The sequence below is a fragment of the Reichenbachiella sp. 5M10 genome (genome assembly GCF_002742335.1).
In the GTDB taxonomy this organism is placed as follows: Bacteria; Bacteroidota; Bacteroidia; order Cytophagales; family Cyclobacteriaceae; genus Reichenbachiella.
On sequence record NZ_MDGR01000007.1, the window covers coordinates 4,029,454 to 4,049,017 of the forward strand.

Sequence of the window (19,564 nt, forward strand, 5' to 3'; positions counted from 1 at the left end):
CATTTTATTTCCATCAGAATAGTCACTATTTTAGAAGCTATGTATGCGAGCTCAGAGATAGAGGAGACCAACCCTAATATACTTGGAAGAGACTACCCCGTCTTGGTCACGGGGGGAGCAGGCTATATGGCCTCTTGGCTCGTCAAGTTTCTACTCGAGGATGGCTACAAGGTCCGCATCACTGTTCGAGACATGGATGCAGAGGACAAGTACCGTCATCTCACCAAGATTGCCGAGCAATCCAAAGGGAGTCTCGAAATCTTCCAAGCGGACTTGCTCGATCCAGAGGCATTCAAGAGCTGTATGTCAGGCTGCAACATCGTCTTTCATACTGCTTCGCCCTATCTTCTTTCGGGAGTCAAAAACCCACAAAAAGAACTCATCGACCCCTCACTCGAAGGAACAAGAAACGTCTTGCGAGCAGTCAATCATGCGCATTCTGTGCGCAAAGTAGTCTTTACCAGTGCCCTGTCAGCGGTCTATGGAGATGCCACCGACATCAACGGACTAGAGGCTGTGTCCTTTGATGAGACCAGTTGGAACAAAACCTCCAACCTCAAATATCAACCACTCGGATTTGCAAAAACCGTCGCAGAACGCGAGGCATGGCGCATCCATGATGCCCAATCCCGCTGGTCACTAGCCACACTCAACCCTGCCTTATGCGTCGGCCCCTCGCTCACTGCATACAGCCAGTCAGGCAGCATTGACTTCATTCGTAGTTTAGCCGACGGCACTTTTGATTCGGGGGTCCCCGATCTCAACCATGCCTATGTCGACGTGCGTGATGTAGCCCAAGCACACATATTCGCTGCTCAAGACGAATATTCCCAAGGCAGATTCATCCTCTCAAGTGAGGTCTATTCCATGCTAAAATTATCTCAAAGTTTGCAAAAAAAATTCGGAGAAGAGTTTCGCTTTGCCACCAAAACGTTGTCTCGTAGAATGCTCTACTTCTTTGGTTTCACCAAAGGATTTACACGCAAGTACGTCCTAGAAAACGTAGGCAAAAAACTCCAAATCAACAACAGCAAAAGCAGACACGAACTAGGCATCACCTACAAGCCAATAGAGGAGGCCGCAGTAGGAATGTTACAATTCATCTTGGATAACAATCTGTTAAAATGACAACACATGCACTGCAAAAACTGTAAGAATGAAGTAGGCCAAGAAACGGCTCTGTGCCCGACATGCGAGTTCCCAATACATGGGACAGAAGAAGTACAAGGCATATTCTTCTCTAAACAAATCAGACAAAAAAGTGACGTAGAAGAATCCATCAAAAAACTAAAAACGGCAAGAAATATCCTCTTTGGGCTAGGAGGGTTTTATGTCTTGGTTCCTTTCACGCCTTTGATGAACTCCACTTCGAGTGTGACGCTCACCAGCGCCATCATTGGAGTCCTATTCATTGGCTTTGGATTTTTCACCTTCAAGAAGCCCAAAATTGCCTTACTGGTTCCTCTGGCACTCATCATCCTATATTACCTGGCGCTCCTACTCATCAACCCTGGCTATCTAATCACCGGCCTACTCTGGAAAATATTGGTACTCATGGGGGTAGGCTATGGATATACCAGTGTCAGCAAAGCCAATAAAATCTTAAAAGAAAACCCCTACTTGGCTTCCTTGATGGGATTTTCTCACATCAGCAACAAATAACAACGGGCTAAGTCATCAACCGCCTATGGTAGTTGATCTGACCAAGGTGATAATCGAAGTGACCAAGAAGTCGTAGCAAGAAAAACGTATAGGTCATGGGATGTCCAAATACTTCGACAGGAAAGGGCCGACTTAGCTGCTCCTCCGTCAATTTTGACATCCCTGCCTCAAATGCCTTTTCCGCCGCTTTGATCTCTTCTAGAATCTCCTTGAGAGGAACATTCCGCCGAGCAAACTCAGCCTCTCGGTCACGGACATAACCCGTCTCGCCAATCATCGCTCCGAAAAAATGCTGGGCATTGCCACAAAGGTGCAGTGCCAAAGTACCCGCCGAATTGCCAATACCAGGCTTCAAGAGCCAAAGATCAGATTCATTCTCGTATGCTTTGAGCTCTGTCTCTAGTCTATCGAAGTTCAAAGCAAACACTTCTTTCATTGTCTCTATACTCGTACTCATACCATTCCGTTTCCTGGTGAATTGATGTAGTTGAGGAATTCGTTTTTGTACTTCTCCTCTAGGAACTTCCCACTAAAGTGGGCGGTGCCCGTCTTGCTGTTGGTATCGCCTACTCCCCTCGAAGACACGCACATGTGGTTGGCATCTATCACCACCCCGACATCCTCGGTTTTGAGCACCTTGCGGAGTTCGTTGGCGATCTGTACAGTGAGTCGCTCCTGCACCTGTGGGCGCTTGGAGTAGTACTGCACGATGCGGTTGATCTTGGACAAGCCAATCACCTCACCACTGGAGATATATGCCACGTGCGCCTTGCCATAGATTGGCACAAAATGGTGCTCACAATGTGAGTAGAACGTGATATCCTTTTCTACTAGCATTTGGTTGTAACCAAACTTATTTTCGAACAGACGTGCTTTGGGCTTGTTTTTGGGATTCAACCCACTGAAAACCTCCTCTACATACATCTTGGCCACTCGACGCGGTGTACCTGCTAGACTGTCGTCTGTCAGGTCCATCCCGAGGATTTGCATGATTTCTTTGAAATGCTTTGCGATCAGCTCCTTTTTGAGCTCATCGTCCATCTCGAAAGCATCTGGTCTGAGTGGCGTATCGTAAGACGATGCAACGTGATCGTCTAGTATATCATCATTGTCAAGCGGGGTATTCGACATAGTTTCTTTTTATTTCATACAATTGAATTTTTATGTCATACTTTTCGTCAATCTCCTCTCTCAACAAATCATAAATGACAACTACAATATTTTCGGCCGTCGGGTTCAAGTCCTTGAACTCCGCTACATCCAAATTCAAATTTTTGTGATCAAAACGATCTACAACGAGACGTTTGATCATGTCGCTGAGGATCTTGATGTCGTAGACATAGCCTGTCTCAGGATCGATCTCTCCGATCAGTTTCACGTGCAGTTCATAATTGTGCCCATGGTAGTTCGGATTATTGCACTTCCCAAAAATCTCTTGGTTTTGCTGATCCGACCAGGCTGAATTATGCAAACGATGCGCTGCATTAAAATGTTCTTCTCGAATGACAGCTGTTTTCATGCTACGTGATTTGGAAATTTTGGCGTTTGGATTGAACTGACAAATTTTTGCAAATCTGACGACAATTCAATGCTGATCTTACTTTCTAAACAATTCTTCAGTAGAAAAATTCAATAATCTTCATCTAAATCAGATTATTCTGCGTTAACGAGACTTTTATAAGATCAGTTTATCCAAACTGTACTAACTTCGTTTTTTAATAAATTGTCCTGCAATATATGGATTTTGAAGAGATCAAAAGTAGCATAATCAAGTATCAGGAGGACGGGCGAAAGCTCTTTACCACCTCCTCGTTTCAGACACACAGTATCGTTTTGCTCCACTTGTTGAGTAGAATTGACAAATCGATACCAGTATACTGTCTGAATACAGGATTCTTGTTTCCTGAAACGATTGAGTACAAGGACCAGCTAGCGGATGCCTTTGGTATCACCATCAAAGACATCAAACCCGACGTGCCCAAGAGCATCCAAAAAGATGCAGAAGGCAAACTGCTATTCGCTTCGGATCCAGACAGATGTTGCTACTACAACAAGGTACAGCCTATGGACAAGCTCCTCTCGGACTATGACATCTGGATCAACGGCATCCGTCGTGATCAAAATGCCAACCGTGCCAAGATGCGTGTCGAAGAACCCTCCAAGATGAACACCGTGCGTTTTCATCCCATGCTGGAGTGGACCAACAAGATGATCTTTGACTACATCAAAGAGCATGATTTGCCGCGCCATCCGCTCGATGCGGTAGGCTACAGCAGTATCGGTTGTGAACCTTGTACCCGCAAGCCAAGCCTCGAAATGATGGAGCGTGAAGCACGGTGGTACGGCATGAACAAAACGGAATGTGGACTCCACACCGAACTAGTAAGTAAATAATCCAACGCAGCACGCTTGCCGTGCTGCGCTATTTAATCATATAATCCAGAGAGAACTGGACATACACTGAGATGAAAGTATTAGTAACTGGAGGTGCGGGATATATCGGCACCAGATTGATCAAAAAATTGAGCGCCAACAAACAGATAGACAAAATCATCGTCTATGACAACCTGATGCGTGGCAATTACAACCTCTTCTTGGGAGACAAATTCATCCATGGAGAATCGATCGAATTCATCAAAGGAGACCTGTTGGATTCGCGCACGCTCAAAAACGCACTCAAAGGCGTGGACGTTGTATTCCACTTGGCTGCCAAGGCTACTTCTCCCTTTGCCAATGTCAACTTACACTTCTACGAGCAGATCAACAACTGGGGCACTGCCGAGCTGACCTATGCGATCGAAGAAAGTGACGTGAAAAAATTCGTCTACCTCAGTAGCATGGGTGTGTATGGATTTTCGGATGAGCCAATCACCGAAGGGCATGATGTAAACCCTGCCTCCTTCTATGCAATCTCTAAGCAGCGCGGCGAAGAGCACGTCAAGCGCCTCAACAAAGCACATAATCCGATCATCCTCCGATGTGGAAACGTCTATGGCTACAGCCGTAGCATGCGATTCGATGCGGTGATCAATCGATTTGTCTTCGAGGCGAACTTTGATGGTAGACTTTCTATCCACGGTAGCGGCAACCAACAGCGTGCCTTCATTCACATCAGTTCGATCGCTGACATACTGGAGCAAATCGCGGTGACTGACATCCCTGCAGACACCTACAACGTGTCCGAACGCAACATGTCCGTACTCGATATCGTCGATGTACTGAAAGAACTCAAGCCAGAACTCGAATTCCTGTTCATCAATCAGCAAAACAACTACAACCAACAGCTGGTCAGTGCTGAACAGAAGTTGAAGCAATACATTCCATACGGAGAAGAGGAGTCCTTCAAAGACCAAATGATCGAGTTCCTCAATAGCTTTAGTTACTAATATCAACCGAGCAGATGCGCAAAGAGCCGCTACCCAAGACTGATCTTAGGTAGCGGCTCTTTTTGTTTCGCAACTACTCTCGCACTCAGTACCTCAAGGTCTGAATCGCTCGCGCAGGAATACTCGCCTCAATCACTTGCGTCCCTACGAAGCACTGATAGTCTATCGCCTCGTCCGTCTCGTTCATCACTACGGTCGCGTAGCTCCCATCTTCGTTGACAAAGGTGGTCGCCATGAGCGAGGTGCGACTCGCTACGGTGCTCACCCGCTTAGCCCCTGGCTTGATATACTTCGAAAAGTGCCCAATATAGTAGTAGGATGGCGTATAGATCAAGTCGCCCGTTTGGCTGTCTGCATGTATCGGCGCAAAACAGAAATTACCCACGTGGTTCGGCCCTCCTTTGTCATCCAGCAGAATATTCCAATCTGTCCAACCCGCTGTGCCACGATTGAAATCGTTGATCATTGACTTGCCGTATCGCTCGGCATTTGGCCAATACTGGTACTTCGCAGGATCGAATTTTTCGTTGCAGCCTTCGGTGAACATCAGCTGTTTGTCTGGGTAGGACTCCTTGACTCGTCTCAAATTCTCGAAGTTGGGCTCGCTACCTGTCCATGTCTCGTACCAGTGAAACCCTATGCCCCAAGCATACTTGGCCGCTTCGGGATCGCCAAAAATGGTATTGGCTCGCTGTGTGATGAGGTCACGATTGTGATCCCATACGATGATGTTCTTGTCCCCCAGCCCTTCGCTCGCCAAGGTCGGCCCGAGGTGATTCTTCAAGAAGTCACGCTCTTGCTCTGCTGTATAGATACACGATTCCCAGGTTTGAGTAGCCATGGGCTCGTTTTGTATCGTCAGGCCCCAGATCGGCACTTCTTCCGCCTCATATGCTTTGATGAACTTGGCATAATATCTCGCCCAAGCAGGAGCAAACTCAGGAAGTAGCGAGCCTCCTTGAAGCATACGTCCAGTGGTCTTCATGAATGCTGGAGGGCTCCATGGACTCACATAGGTCAGCAATGAACCTCCCGCTTCTGTAATCGCTCTTTTGATCATCGGCAGTCGGTAGGCTCGGTCATGCTCTATCGAAAAAGTCGCAAGAGCCGTGTCTCCCTCTTCGATGTAGGTGTACGATCCAGATCCAAAATCACTGCTATGAATTGTCGTACGAAGCAAACTGTACCCAATACCCTCTTGGGAATAGTACGCAGACAGCAACTCCTCCTGCTTGTCCGCTGAGAGTCCTGCGAAAACCTCCGCCGAAGCATCCGTCACTGCTCCTCCTATCCCTACCAACTCCTGAAAGGTCTTGTCGGGATTGACAAAAACAGATATCTGTGTCTCCAAAGGTTGCTCTCCCGGACCAAAAGTCTTCGTACCGGTCCGCGTCAGTCTCAAGTCTGTACCTCGGGCCGTCGTGTAGATCGTCGCTGTACTCAGCTCTTTTATTGGTTGTATTGTTTCGGGAACTACTTCTTCTACAGGAGACTGTGGGGCACTGCAGCTCACCAGCAGCCCTAGCCCCCATGCAACGAATGCTATTTTATTCTGAATCATAAATTTCTAATTGTCCCAAATGAAAGTCGCCGTACTCCCAGCCTCCAAGACTGCCGAGAAGGATTGTTCTCCTTGGGTGATGTTACATATTTGTTTCGTATCGGTATTGTTGATTGCCAACAACACAATTTGATTCTCTGGAGTCAAGAACGCCACATTTGGCAACTCATCGGGTGCGTTGGACGCGATGCGCTTCGCTCCTGGTCGGACGAACTTCGAGGCATGTCCAATCGAGTAGTAGCCAGCGTTGCGGGTCACCTCATCGCCATCGATGGTGATCCCTCCGAGACATTGGCTACACCCTCCGTCAGTATGTGGCTGTAGATCAGGAGCAGACGATAGGTTCCACTCGATGACACTACGACTCCAATTGCGCGGAGCACCAATCATCAATTCACGGACATGCCATTTCAGATCTTCAGGGAAATTGCCGGGCGCGCCAAACCACTGCTCAGTGAAGTAGAGTCCCTTGTCTGGATGCGCACTATGTACATCAGACAGTGCCGCTATACTCCCACCATACATATGAAACGCCGACCCTGCTACATACTTTCGCACCTCGGGACGATCCAAAATTGAAATCGGATAATCCGGTCGATCCGCATTGTGATCATACAAAACAATCTTGGTCTTGATCCCCTTTTCTGTGAATGCAGGTCCGAGACTCCGCTCGATGAAATTGGCCTGCTCCTCCGGCTCCATGCTCATACTCGGATTGTTGCCAGGGTGCAAGGGTTCGTTTTGGATGGTCATCGTCTCGATGGTGATTCCTTCCGCCTCCATGGCTTGAAAGTATTTAGTCAAATAAAGTGCATAGGAATCGTAATATTCTTCCTTTAGATGGCCTCCAATACTCGATCCATTGGTTTTCATCCAGACAGGAGGTGACCATGGACTTGCCATGATTTTGATATCAGGATTGATCGCCTGTATTTTTTTGAGCATAGGGATCAACAGTTCTCTCTCTCGCTCTATCGAGAAATTTTCCTGCATCAGATCCGTTTCGCCTGCTGGCAGGTCGTTGTACGAGTACACCTCTGCATCCAAGTCCGATGCGGCAATACTGATGCGTAGATACGACACGCCTATGTCATTGGTACCGACACCAAACAGCTCCTGTAGCAAATCTGACTGTGCCTGTTCGTTCATCTGACTGAGGTGATAAACACTCCCTCCCGTCAACGCAAAGCCAAACCCCTCCATCTGCTGATACATTTGTGTTGGCTCTACGAACACATGCACATCAGCATCGAGTCGTGGTTCGCCTAGCAAATCCGAGGACTCTTCCAACTGGCGCTCTCGACTCGCATCAGTCACGTACACTTGTACGACGGGTTCTACATGAAGAGATTGTGTCTGATTATCTGAGATCTCTTGGCTGTCTTTGGCTCCACACGCCGCTAGCATCAGACCACAGCAATAGGTAAGTACTCGATTCATTATTCTATCGTTTGGTTTGGATCCCAGACGAATGTCGCCACAGCCCCCGCATCCAACGAAGCAGAAAAGGACAGCTCGCCCTGAGTCATATTGAAAGTTTTGTAAGCGTCGGTATTGTTGAGGGCGAGTAGGACTATCTGCCCTTCAGGCGTTAGAAAACTCACGTTAGGAATCTCACCAGTATAATTGGACGAGATACGTGTCGATCCTGGCACGACAAACTTCGACGCATGGGCAATCACATAGTAACCCGCTTTGCGCGACACTGTATTGCCGCTGATTTCTATCCCTCCCAAGCATGCCGTACATCCCCCATCGGTGTGCGGCTGTAGGTTGGGCGCTGACGATAGATTCCACTCGATCACGTTGCGGCTCCAGTTGCGCGTCGCTCCAATGATGATCTCTCGTATGTGCCACTGCAAGTCTCCTGAGAAGTTGCCTGGCGCACCGAACCACTGTTCGGTGAAATATATGTTCTTGTCCGGGTGACTATTGTGCACCGAGGATAGGGCAGAGATATCGCCTGCATAGAGGTGAAACCCTGAACCATCGACATATTGTCGTGTTTCCTCGTCATCGAGTATCGAGATCGGATAACTCGTCATGTCTGCATTGTGATCGTAGAGAACGACTTTCGTCGAAATATCATGTGCAGCAAAGAGAGGCCCCAAGCTGCTTTTGATGAACTCGTTTTGCTCGTCCGCAGACATCTCCATGCTCGGGTTGTTGCCGCCATGTAGGGGTTCATTTTGAACGGATATCGTCTCTATCGTGATCCCTTCTGCCTCCATAGCCTGTAGATACTTGACCAAATAAAGCGCGTACGAATCATAGTATTCGGTAAGCAACCGACCGCCTTTGGATGCGCCATTGGTTTTCATCCACACAGGAGGAGACCAAGGGGTTGCCATCAACTTGAGGTCTGGTTTGATCTCCAATATTTTTTTGAGCAGCGGGATCAAAACCGCTCGATCTGGTTCGATCGAAAACTGCAGCTGATCCATGTCTGTTTCTCCCTGCGGGAGATCATTGTAAGAAAACACAGAAGCATCCAAATCCGACGCTCCAATGCTAATGCGCAAATATGAGATGCCAATCCCATCCCCTTCTGTTCCAAATAGCTCTTGGAGCAAGTCATCCTGTGCCGCATCACTCATTTGGCTGATGTGCTGTGCACTACCACCTGTCAGGGCAAACCCAAAACCATCGATGTCTTGGTAGCCAATCTCTGGATTAATCGTCAAGTTGATACTTGCATTGGCTACTGCCGCTTCGACTAAACCCTCTTGTTGAGCAAACTTGACCGACTCATTGGCCTTGGTCAAATACACCATCACCTCGGGCAGGTTTGTCTCTGGAGGCTCGACTACTGGAGGAGGTGGTGCGACAGTGTCGTCACTTTCTGCGCAATTGAGTAAACACAAACACATTCCCCACAGCACTGCTATCCATACTTTTCTATTCATCATTTGAGTTATTTGCTGAACCCTACGATTCAGGAGTGATGAGCAGGTGAATCTAGTTCACCTGCTCATGTTGTACTTATTCACTAACCGATCAAACGGCTTTCAACCTGTTTATTATAATACTTCCTTGATCTCCACATTGTCGAGGTGCATGCCCTCACCAAATGGAGAGACTTCTTCATCTGAGGCCCATCCCGAACCAGCTTTGAAAAGCAAATAGATCGAGCCATCCTCCGTCAAACTGTCTGCGGGCAGAGTAAACTCACCACTAGCATCCAACGACTGAGTGTAAGCATTCGCAGCAGTACACCCCTGTGCGATTTCCATGATGTCTCCATCAAAAGCACCTTTGAGACAATCTTCGCCTTCTCCGTAGGCTTTGAGTGCAACTTGCGACCCTGGCTTATTGATGATATCTTCTGAATCAGGTGATTCATGTAGGAAATATACCTCGAACCACGTGCCGTCATTGCCTGTCGTACTGCTGATATTGGCAGAGAACTTATAGGTTTTGTCTGCTGTCAAGGCCACCTTCTGATACAAGATATGGTTCGAATACTGGTAAACCTTGTCCATATCATCCGTCGCGTTTTTGAACATGAAAGTCTCATCAACAAACGCCGCTTCCGTGATGTTGTCATCAGCTGTCCACAGTGCTGCGGATGTCCATGCTGACGCATCAGACATGTCTCCACTTGCTACGAGATTGGGGCCGAACCCTGACACTTTCACTTCTTGGGTCGCATCATCACTGCCTCCCTCATTGGTAGTTGTCAAGGTGACTGTATAGGTACCACTCTCTGTATAGGTATGCTCAGCATTGGCAGAAGTAACAATGTCTGAATCATCTCCAAAATCCCAAGCATAGCTTTCTCCTCCTATGGACGTATTGGTCACAGAGATCATCATCGTATTCTCTTCGTTCACTTCGAGTGTGAAGCCCGCCAAAGGCGCATCCACAGTTTTGTCTTCTTTGCTATCCTCTCCGCATGAGCTGAGAATCACAGGCGCTACGAGAAGTGCCGCCAAATAACTGTAATTTCTAAATAGTCTTTTCATAATTATAGTTGTTAAAAATTGATTTGATAAAATGTACCATGGGTCGGCAAACGGGCTTTCCCCTATGTTTTCCATCCCGACTTTCATGCTATCAATCTGGACAGAAGTATTTTAATTATTCGTTGGGTGTCAGGTTTGGATTTCTATCCAATTCTTCCTGTGGAATCGGTACGAAAATCTTGCTCTCATCCATGTTGTACTCAACTGGCTGCCCCGTACGCAAATCGATTTCCACCAGGTTATTCATCACCGATACGACCTGATCAAAGCGCACGAGATCATCCCAGCGCTGACCTTCTTGTGCCAACTCCAACCTTCTTTCGTCCAATATCGCCTGTCTCATACTAGCTTGACTCGCCTGATCTGCGACCGTCAGATTTGGTAAGTTCACCCTCGACCGAATGCGGTTGACCTCAGTTGCTGCATCACCCAGTCGATTGAGACCTGTGAGCGCCTCTGCTTTGAGCAAAACCACATCCCCTAGACGGAGCAAGTACAGACGGTCTGTACTCGCCCAACCATCGGCATGCTTCCACTTATAAGCGAATGGAATCGAGCTGCCCACGGCATTGCCCCAGTACTCATCCACCCAATTGACAGACTCAAACAGTACAGTCGCATCTCTACGAATCACATCGCCCTCAGCAGCATAAGCATCGATGAGGTTGTGCGAAGGCGTAGTAAATTTCCTCCAAGTATCTCCCGATATCGATGGAGGCAAATGCATCTGTGGTCCCCAAGTCGCCTCAGGTGCTCCGATATATTGCACCTCCAGGATGGACTCGGCATTGTTGTAGTGTGCCCCATCAAACAAGTCTGCATAGTCAATCAGTGTGTAATTGGCTGAACTGCTCTCCACCGCTAGGATATAATCCAGTGCCGCTTGATAATCAGGCGTCGGACGTTGCAATGCCGCCTTGGCGGCTAAGGCATTGGCAGCACCAGCAGTCGCTCGTGCCTTGTTGACACTCGCATCTGAGCCATAGGTGTCTGGCAGCATTGAGATCGCCATTGTGAGATCTGACAAGATTTGGTCGTAGACTTCATCCTCTGTAGACTTCTCCGGACGAATGACATCAGGGTCCGTAGATTTGACAAATTCCGTCACCAGCGGTACCTGTCCCCAAGTCGTCACTAGTGTATAATAATGATATGCACGTAAGAAATACGCCTCCCCGAGTATCTGCTCTCTGCGCTCCTCTGTCAGCTGTGGGTCTTCTACCAAAGGTGCTCTTTCGAGTACCACATTTGCTTTCGCAATGGCATTGTAGATGTTGGACCAGTTGGTCAACAGACGTGAGTTAGTAGGCGTCACCGTCAACCAGTCCAATTGAAAAATCTCTGGGTTGTCTCCTCCTGCGTAATGATTGTCGGAGCGCACATCTTGAAACAAGATCTTGTCCCAAGCATAATAATCTGAAGACTGAAAGGACTCGTATGCGCCAACCAAAGCTGCCTCGATCTGGCCAGCATTGTCATAGCCTACTTCGGTCGTCTCTTGAGAGATCGGCTCCAAGTCCAAAAAATCATCACAGGCCACCAAGCACAGACCAAGTGCCATGCTTAGGGCTATATTTATCTTTACATTTATTTTTTTCATGGGTAGCGATTTTAGAAAGTGAGGTTAAGTCCAGCGATGAAATTGCGGGTCTGTGGATAGGTACCATAGTCTATCCCCTGGGCAGTGTTGCTATACCCAAAGGCATTGACCTCTGGATCAAAACCTGAATAACCCGTGAATGTGAAGAGGTTTTCACCTGTGACATAAACCTTCAGTCCTTTGATGTTGGCCTTGGACAAGAGTGACGATGGCAAATCATAGCCTAGCGTCACGGTTTTGACTCTCAGGTATGATGCATCCTCGATGAATCGAGTAGAGATTCGAGAGTTATCGGTATTGCCCCAAGTTGCTCTCGGAATATCCGTCACATCTCCTGGTTGTCTCCATCTATCCAGTACCGCCGTGGATTGATTCTTAGGATCGGTCATGCCCTCGATATCAATGCGCGATGCATTCAGGATGTCATTGCCATAGGATCCTTGCAAGAACACGAGCAAGGTGAGCCCCTTGTAGCTCAGTGTATTGGTCATCCCGTAGAGGAAGTCTGGATTGGCATGACCAATGATACGACGGTCGTCCGCCGTAGGTGTGAAAGTGCTCTCTCCATTCTGATCTAGGTAGTAAGCATCCCCTGTCTGTGGATCCACCCCTCCATACACATAACCATACAAAGTACCGAGTGACTCCCCTTCACGAACCAAACTGGCTTCACCACGACCTGCAACAGCCCCGTCAAAAATCTCTTGCCCAACGATATCGATTACTTTGTTTTGATTGAATGAAATGTTGAAATCCGTATTCCATTTGAAGTCTTTGTCAAGATTAACTGTACTGACAACAAACTCTAACCCTTGGTTTTGCAATTCTCCAATGTTTTGGATGGCATTGTCAAAACCCGTGGATCGGGGCAGCGGAGCATTGAGCAATAGGTCAGTGGTGGTCTTGCGGTAAGCATCTGCCGTCAACGTCACTCGGTTGTTCCACAAGCCTAGATCCACACCGATATTGGTCTGCTGCGACTCCTCCCATTTGAGCGTATTGTTACTGATCGAGGCTGGATAAGTCCCTGGCTGAGTCACTCCTCCGATGGGATAGTTGGCACCTCCTCCAATCAACCCAAGATAAGAGTAGCGATTGTCGCCACTTAGCTGGTCGTTTCCTACGATACCCCATCCTGCACGGATTTTCAAATCACTGATGGTAGAAATCCCTTCGAGAAAGCTCTCCTCGGAGATTCTCCATCCCCCTGATACCGATGGGAAATATCCCCAGCGATTCTCAGGGCCAAAAACACTAGATCCATCGACCCGAAAATTGGCTGTCAACAAATACTTGTCATTGTACTCGTAGTGTACTCTACTGAGGTAAGACTGATTGGCCTTCTCCGACTTGGTCGCGGTAGCCTCGATGATCTGCGAACCCACATTGGGTGTTTGTATTCCATCACTCGAAAAATTCTGAGTCACCACCTTGTTGTATTCCCAAGTGAATTTTTGCTGTACCGCTCCGACCAGTACTTCCACTCTGCTCTTCCCGATGTCTTTGGTGTAGGATAGCGTATTGTCGAGAATGTAATACTGATTTTTGTTCGTGTTGTTTTCGGCACGCCCATTCAATGCTCGTCCATAGCTCGTCAAATAAGGATTCAAAAAGTAGTCGTAGATGTCATTGTTATGATCCAGACCGATGTTGCTCCTGAACTTAAAGTTTTTGAGAAAAGAGATCTCCGCATAGGTATTTCCAATCAAACGTTGGTTGCGGTATTTTCTATCCGATCCATCGGTACTCGCAAGTGGGTTTTCCCAGTTCTGGAACGGGTTGCTCGTGAAGCTGCCGTCTGGGTTGTAAATCCCAATGATCGATGGAGTCGACAATGCCCCAAGCAATACTCCCCCCGAATTCACGGCTTGGTTGTCTGTCACATCTACATCGGAGTAGAGCGTATAGGCTACACGTGTTCCGACCTTGAGCCAATCACTCACCTCATGGTCTAAGTTGACTTTGAAATTGGTTCGACTCATCTCCGAAGTACGTACGGCTCCTTTTTGATCCGTCCATCCACCCGAGATGTAGTAGTTCGTCTTTTCGTCCTTGCCAGATATCGACAATTGATAGTTCTGTGATACCCCGCGCTGGAATACCTCATCCTGCCAGTCCGTGTTTTCGGTATACTGTGACCAATCCGTATTTTGGCCCATCTCCTGCATCAGCTCGATGTAATCTCTGCTGCCCAGCACATCCATTTTTTTCCATACTTGGGCAAAACCACCGTAGGCATTGAAATTGATTTGTGCATTGTCAGTTGTACCTCGTTTGGTCGTGATCAGTACTACCCCATTTGCTCCTTGCGCCCCATATATGGCTGCCGACGAAGCGTCCTTTAGGATCGAAATAGATTCTACATCTGCAGGATTGATCGAACGGGTGTCAGTCGTGGGTACTCCGTCCACCACGTAGAGAGGTTCACTGCCCGCATTGATGGAGTTGGTTCCACGGATTCTAAGGTTGAGTCCTTGAGAAGGTTTCCCACTACTGGACATCACTTGCACTCCCGCTGCTTTTCCTTGGATGAGTGATCCGATCTGAGAGTTGGGGCGTAGGCTCATGTCTTCGTCACCCACTACAGCGATGGATCCTGTCACGTCCTTTTTCTCCTGCGTCCCATAGCCTACCACCACGATCTCCTCTAAACTGACGACATCTTCTACCAGCGCAAATTGGAAACTGGATTGATTGCCCACTGATACAGTCTGACTCAAGTAGCCCAAAGAGCTCACCACCAACTGATCCGTCGGGGAAAAATCATAGGTGATCGAAAACCTCCCGTCTATGTCCGTCACCGCTCCGGTAGTTGTCCCGACGAGCTGAATCGTCGCGCCCGGTATCGGCTCTGCAAATTCATCTGTCACTTGGCCCACCACAGTACTCTGCTGTGCCATCGCGACGCTTTGTGTCAGTAGAAATACTACCAACACGCAAGCATATAATCTAATCTTGTCAATGTGTTTCATGCGTTGTTCATTCGTCTTTTGAAATAATCATGTTCCCATTTTTAGGAATATGTAAACCAAGAAAGATCCAGAACCAATCGCCAAGGTGAGTAGTAAAGAAGTGGACGAAATGAAGTCTACAAAACCACTTATAGTTTGATTACCAAATAGTTAAAACAAACCAGTGCCGTCAAAAAAGTGGATAGATATGGAGAACCCTCAGTGAAGGAAAAGCAACGATAATACTAGGAACGCCCAGTCTACCTCTAAATTGAATCAATTGTTTTCGCTACCCGCACCACGGACGAGTGCGCTGATCTTCATGATCTGCTCTTCGAACTCCTCGCGGGGACCCGCCGATTTGTTCTTGACTTTGACACGGTAGTTGTAGATGGTGTTGACAGAGTAGCGTAGCAATTTAGAGATCTGCGAACTATCATGAATCCCCAACCTAATCAAAGCGAAGATGCGCAGCTCGGTGTTGAGGAGCTCTCCCGATTTGAGCTCTATGCGCTCATCCTCCAGCAGGAGTTCGTTGACACGGTTGACAAAATCCGGGTAGATATTGAGAAAGGTACTGTCGAAAGTCGCATAAAATTGCTTGAGTTCTCGGTCTATCAGCTCAGGCGAACTGGTCGTCTGGAGCAGCTCCTCAAATTTTCGACTGGTAATCATCTTGCGCACCATGCGACGGTAGTTGTCCAACTTGTCGATGAAGTCCGAACAGATGTTGAGGAAGTTGGCGATGTATTGCTCCTTGATACTATCGGTCTCGACAAGTTGACCGTTGAGGCTATTGAGCTGATCATTGGCATACTTGAGTTCGTCGTTGAGCTTTTGGAGACTGAGGTTGGCTCTGCTCAGGTCATTGCGGCCTTTACGCACCTTTTTGACCTGTCTGAAAATCATGAACACCATCACGGCTAATCCCACCGAGAGCAAACTGATCAGCAATAGCATGTAACGAAGCTTAGTATTCTGCTGGTCAATGCGCTTTTGATAGGCCGCCGTAATCAACGGGAAAATGTTAGAAATCTCAATAAAGCGCAGTCTTGAGTTGAAAAATTCCGCATCCTGAAACGAGAACTTGATGTATCGATAGGCACGCTCGATCTGGTGATCTTCATAGAGCAACTGTGCCAACTGAGTCAGCGAAGCATTGTCTTTGATCGCAGCACGGATATCTGAGATCGCCGATAGCGCCAAATAAACCTTCTGCTCCTCGCGATTGCCGTTGATCTGATGGATCAGTGAGCGCTGAAACGCCACCAACGAGTACCCAGCAGTCGCCATCTCTACCATTTGCATTCGGCGCGTGTTGATTTCTAAGCACTTCTCCATTTGACGGGAATCACGGTATTCCTTTTCTTGAATGTCCAAATACAAATCCGACCCCTCGTCCACATGCCTAAGCAACGAATCCGTATAACTGTCAAGCTTTTCACGGTACATGACGATGTTGGACTCGATGCGCGAGTAGAAATGGAGATCCTCATACACTTTTCGGTAGACGACATAGTACATTTTGAGCGAATACTCATCCAGTTTGTCAGGAGCTACTTTTTGCAGGATCTCAATCGCCTCCATATAGCTGCCCGAATGTGCGAGTAGTTTGGCAAGATATAGCTCGGATTGCCCCTCGAAGGCAGCATTGTGCAGACGACTACCGATCTCTAAATTCCTTTTGATATAGGCGAGTGCCGAGTCAAAATTGTACGCGGCATACTCCCGAATCAACTGCACATCGATGTGGTAGCGGTCTGCTTCGGTGAGTGTAGGGTCATCCATGAGGCTTTTGATGCTGTTGATCTTCAGCTCCCGGCGCTCCTCATAGAGTGGTCGTTTGGCGAGCTCCTGATCGAGCACATCGAGCAGTGAGTCTAGCTTTGCGGCAAAGACACCATTCGAAACCACCAACAGCAACATCAACCCTAATAACCTATGCATGGAGAATGATAATAATTTTTCAAATCAATAGGGAACGAAATTACACAATTCGATGAGATAACACAGCGATCCCTTCATCGCTCTTCGTATTTTGCCGAATGACAGACCTCCAAGACACTTTGGCCTACCCAATAATCTTGACCGCACGGATGCATAAGTAGCATATATTGGCTAATTTTGCGCCTCACAATTAGATACATAGACGATGGAATTGAATGCATTGACAGCTATTTCGCCAGTAGACGGCCGATACAGAAGACACACCGCAGACCTTGCCGAGTTTTTCTCCGAGTTTGGGTTGATCAAATACAGAGTACACGTAGAGATCGAATATTTCATCGCGCTATGTCAGCACCCATTGCCACAATTGGAGAGTGTAGACGCAAGCGTATATGGCAAGCTTCGCCAGATCGTCGTGGAGTTTTCTGAAGCAGATGCACTAGAGATCAAAAAGATTGAAAGCACTACCAATCATGACGTCAAAGCCGTAGAGTACTTCATCAAAAAAAGATTCGACACACTCGGACTAGAGCCTTACAAGGAATTCATCCACTTTGGGTTGACCTCTCAGGACATCAACAACACGGCGATCCCACTACAACTCAAGCACGCCATCGAGAGCGAGTACATCCCAGCGCTCAATCAAATCGAAGCACTGCTCATGGACATGGCCGAAGCATGGAAAGACATCCCTATGCTCGCCAAAACACACGGTCAGCCCGCTTCCCCTACTTTGCTAGGCAAAGAAATCCTCGTGTTTCATGAGCGCCTGACCCAGCAGGTCAACATGCTCGACTCAGTGCGCTATGGTGCCAAATTTGGCGGAGCGACTGGCAACATGAACGCGCACCACATCGCCTATCCCGAAATCGATTGGATCAAGTTTGCCAACAATTTCGTAGACAACACCCTCGGACTCAGACGCAGCTACCCCACCACTCAGATCGAACACTACGACGACATGGCTGCCCTGTTTGACAACCTCAAAAGAATCAACACCATCCTCATCGATTTTGCCCGTGACATCTGGCAATACATCTCGATGGGCTACTTCAAACAAAAGATCGTAAAAGGAGAGGTCGGATCATCGGCTATGCCTCACAAAGTCAATCCGATTGACTTTGAAAATGCCGAAGGCAACCTCGGTATCGCCAATGCGCTCTACGAATATCTCTCTGCAAAGCTACCGATCTCACGCCTACAACGAGATCTGACAGACTCTACTGTACTCCGCAATGTCGGTGTCCCAGTTGGTCATGGTTTCATCGCCCTCAAGTCTCTCGAAAAAGGGATAGGGAAATTAGAGCTCAATCAAGCCAATATCGAGTATGATCTCGATCAAAACTGGGCGGTCGTTTCGGAGGCCATTCAGACTATCCTCAGACGCGAAGCATACCCAGAGCCATACGAGGCGCTCAAAGCGCTCACCAGAGGCAACCAAGAGATCACTCAAGAAAGCCTCAAGGTCTTCATCGATGGACTGGAAATCAGTGACGCACTCAAAACGCAAATGAAAAAAATTACTCCATTCAACTACACAGGTATCAACCCGCTGAAGTAAGAATAACAAAAATCATTTGATACAAAGCAGGAATCAAAGCGGAGCTATTTCGTTGAGGTTCCTGCTTTTTTGTTTAAAAACAGGGCGTATTGTGGCATATGTAACACAACTATACACGGGCACCTTTGAGAAGATCCAAGAGAAAAGTCTACCCCCGAAAATCACCACTCGCTTGTGCACACTCTTTGAAACGCTTATTCACAGTACTCTTCCACCATGGACCTTTAGTAAAAATCAATTTAGTTTTTACCCAAAGATTGTTCTGAAAACGTCTCCATTGCTCTCTGCTTGTTTGGTCTGGACGATGCTCCAGTACATACTCAAAGCCCATGTTGTGTGTCACTTCCAGTGCACAAGGGTTACCATAGAGCAACCTTCGACCCGAGTCGACATAGATATAACTCAACTTCGACTGATCCGGTTGGTTTCTACGAGTATCTTCTTTCACTTTGCGGTCAACCTTTCGTGTGGGCATATCTTCCTGCGTCATGACTTGAGCCCTAAGTGATACTGACGACATCACGGCTACAGATAGAATTGACAAAACAAAAAGAAAACGGATAGGCATCATGGATTCAATAATAATGACAAAAACTCAGAACGAATGTCCTCCTCGCAATCAATTTTACAAGGACATGATCCCCTCGATTCTTTTGGCCTTCTCATAGATCTCTATGACTTGATCACTGCTGCCCACCATCACGTTGATAGTGGCACTCGCATATTTTCCATTTTTAGAAGGCTTGAGCACTACTTCGTGCTTTGGAAACAGCGCTTTGACTTCATCAATCTGTGCCTCAGGCACGATGAACTTAAACATATATAGCGTCGGAAAGGTATGTACGCTTTCGAGCTTTTCCTTGAATGATTGTGCTGAATTGTCCATAAATAAAAAAGTCCTGACCAACCGATCAGGACTCAAAGTTATCTT

At 47.5% G+C, this 19,564-nt stretch carries 17 protein-coding genes; 5 read left to right on the forward strand and 12 right to left on the reverse strand.

Annotated elements, in window-relative coordinates:
• The first annotated feature begins 39 nt into the window (after positions 1-39).
• Together BFP72_RS16360 and BFP72_RS16365 are read left to right on the forward strand one after the other, a co-directional pair.
• Positions 40-1,128 (forward strand): NAD-dependent epimerase/dehydratase family protein, encoded by a 1,089-nt coding sequence (locus tag BFP72_RS16360; RefSeq protein ID WP_099600159.1) that lies wholly within the window; start codon positions 40-42, stop codon positions 1,126-1,128.
• A gap of 6 nt (positions 1,129-1,134) precedes the next feature.
• Positions 1,135-1,662 carry a hypothetical protein gene (locus BFP72_RS16365; RefSeq protein WP_099600160.1) on the forward strand — a complete coding sequence of 176 codons (528 nt, stop codon included), beginning with the start codon at positions 1,135-1,137 and terminating at the stop codon, positions 1,660-1,662.
• Positions 1,663-1,669: 7 nt separating this feature from the next.
• On the opposite strand, the gene BFP72_RS16370 is transcribed toward BFP72_RS16365, so the two are convergent.
• Genes BFP72_RS16370 through BFP72_RS16380 form a run of 3 tightly spaced genes read right to left on the reverse strand, consistent with a single transcriptional unit; the run spans position 1,670 to position 3,181 of the window.
• Entirely contained in the window at positions 1,670-2,119 is a 450-nt protein-coding gene (locus BFP72_RS16370; RefSeq protein ID WP_255397241.1) for a DinB family protein, read from the reverse strand.
• Positions 2,116-2,793, reverse strand: coding sequence for a GTP cyclohydrolase I FolE (gene folE, locus BFP72_RS16375; RefSeq protein ID WP_099600161.1), 678 nt, complete (start codon positions 2,791-2,793; stop codon positions 2,116-2,118). Before folE ends, BFP72_RS16370 begins: the two co-directional genes overlap by 4 nt.
• A complete protein-coding gene (locus tag BFP72_RS16380) occupies positions 2,774-3,181 on the reverse strand; it encodes a 6-carboxytetrahydropterin synthase (protein ID WP_099600162.1) in 408 nt (135 codons plus the stop codon). The genes folE and BFP72_RS16380 overlap by 20 nt, the downstream gene beginning before the upstream one ends.
• Positions 3,182-3,399: 218 nt before the next feature.
• Here BFP72_RS16380 and BFP72_RS16385 point away from each other — a divergent pair, with 218 nt between their 5' ends.
• Complete coding sequence (locus BFP72_RS16385; RefSeq protein ID WP_099600163.1) at positions 3,400-4,056, forward strand: phosphoadenylyl-sulfate reductase; 657 nt, start codon at positions 3,400-3,402, stop codon at positions 4,054-4,056.
• A gap of 71 nt (positions 4,057-4,127) precedes the next feature.
• Positions 4,128-5,048: an NAD(P)-dependent oxidoreductase gene (locus tag BFP72_RS16390; RefSeq protein ID WP_099600164.1), complete on the forward strand. Its 921-nt coding sequence runs from the start codon at positions 4,128-4,130 to the stop codon at positions 5,046-5,048.
• Between the two features lie 85 nt (positions 5,049-5,133).
• Here BFP72_RS16390 and BFP72_RS16395 read toward each other — a convergent pair whose 3' ends face one another.
• The 7 genes from BFP72_RS16395 to BFP72_RS16425 form a co-directional block, all read right to left on the reverse strand.
• Positions 5,134-6,609, reverse strand: coding sequence for a glycoside hydrolase family 30 beta sandwich domain-containing protein (locus BFP72_RS16395; protein ID WP_099600165.1), 1,476 nt, complete (start codon positions 6,607-6,609; stop codon positions 5,134-5,136).
• Between the two features lie 6 nt (positions 6,610-6,615).
• Positions 6,616-8,049, reverse strand: coding sequence for a glycoside hydrolase family 30 beta sandwich domain-containing protein (locus BFP72_RS16400; protein WP_221406530.1), 1,434 nt, complete (start codon positions 8,047-8,049; stop codon positions 6,616-6,618).
• Positions 8,049-9,518, reverse strand: a complete 1,470-nt coding sequence (locus BFP72_RS16405) for a glycoside hydrolase family 30 beta sandwich domain-containing protein (protein ID WP_255397242.1) — start codon at positions 9,516-9,518, stop codon at positions 8,049-8,051. Before BFP72_RS16405 ends, BFP72_RS16400 begins: the two co-directional genes overlap by 1 nt.
• Before the next feature lie 111 nt (positions 9,519-9,629).
• The gene (locus BFP72_RS16410) at positions 9,630-10,574 is read right to left on the reverse strand and encodes a PKD domain-containing protein (RefSeq protein WP_158233443.1); all 945 of its coding nucleotides are present in this window, start codon (positions 10,572-10,574) and stop codon (positions 9,630-9,632) included.
• A gap of 115 nt (positions 10,575-10,689) precedes the next feature.
• Positions 10,690-12,174 (reverse strand): RagB/SusD family nutrient uptake outer membrane protein, encoded by a 1,485-nt coding sequence (locus BFP72_RS16415; RefSeq protein ID WP_099600168.1) that lies wholly within the window; start codon positions 12,172-12,174, stop codon positions 10,690-10,692.
• Positions 12,175-12,185: 11 nt separating this feature from the next.
• The gene (locus BFP72_RS16420) at positions 12,186-15,146 is read right to left on the reverse strand and encodes a TonB-dependent receptor (RefSeq protein WP_099600169.1); all 2,961 of its coding nucleotides are present in this window, start codon (positions 15,144-15,146) and stop codon (positions 12,186-12,188) included.
• 255 nt (positions 15,147-15,401) lie between these two features.
• On the reverse strand, positions 15,402-17,072 hold the full coding sequence (locus BFP72_RS16425) for a DUF6377 domain-containing protein (RefSeq protein WP_073123808.1): 1,671 nt from the start codon (positions 17,070-17,072) through the stop codon (positions 15,402-15,404).
• A 205-nt stretch (positions 17,073-17,277) separates the two neighbouring features.
• On the opposite strand from BFP72_RS16425, the gene purB reads away from it, so the two are divergent.
• Complete coding sequence (gene purB / locus BFP72_RS16430) at positions 17,278-18,633, forward strand: adenylosuccinate lyase (RefSeq protein ID WP_099600171.1); 1,356 nt, start codon at positions 17,278-17,280, stop codon at positions 18,631-18,633.
• Between the two features lie 148 nt (positions 18,634-18,781).
• Here the strand turns inward: purB and BFP72_RS16435 are convergent, their stop codons facing one another.
• Together BFP72_RS16435 and BFP72_RS16440 are read right to left on the reverse strand one after the other, a co-directional pair.
• Positions 18,782-19,123, reverse strand: coding sequence for a hypothetical protein (locus BFP72_RS16435; RefSeq protein WP_221406531.1), 342 nt, complete (start codon positions 19,121-19,123; stop codon positions 18,782-18,784).
• Between the two features lie 135 nt (positions 19,124-19,258).
• Positions 19,259-19,519, reverse strand: a complete 261-nt coding sequence (locus BFP72_RS16440; protein ID WP_099600173.1) for a DUF493 domain-containing protein — start codon at positions 19,517-19,519, stop codon at positions 19,259-19,261.
• Positions 19,520-19,564: the final 45 nt, after the last annotated feature.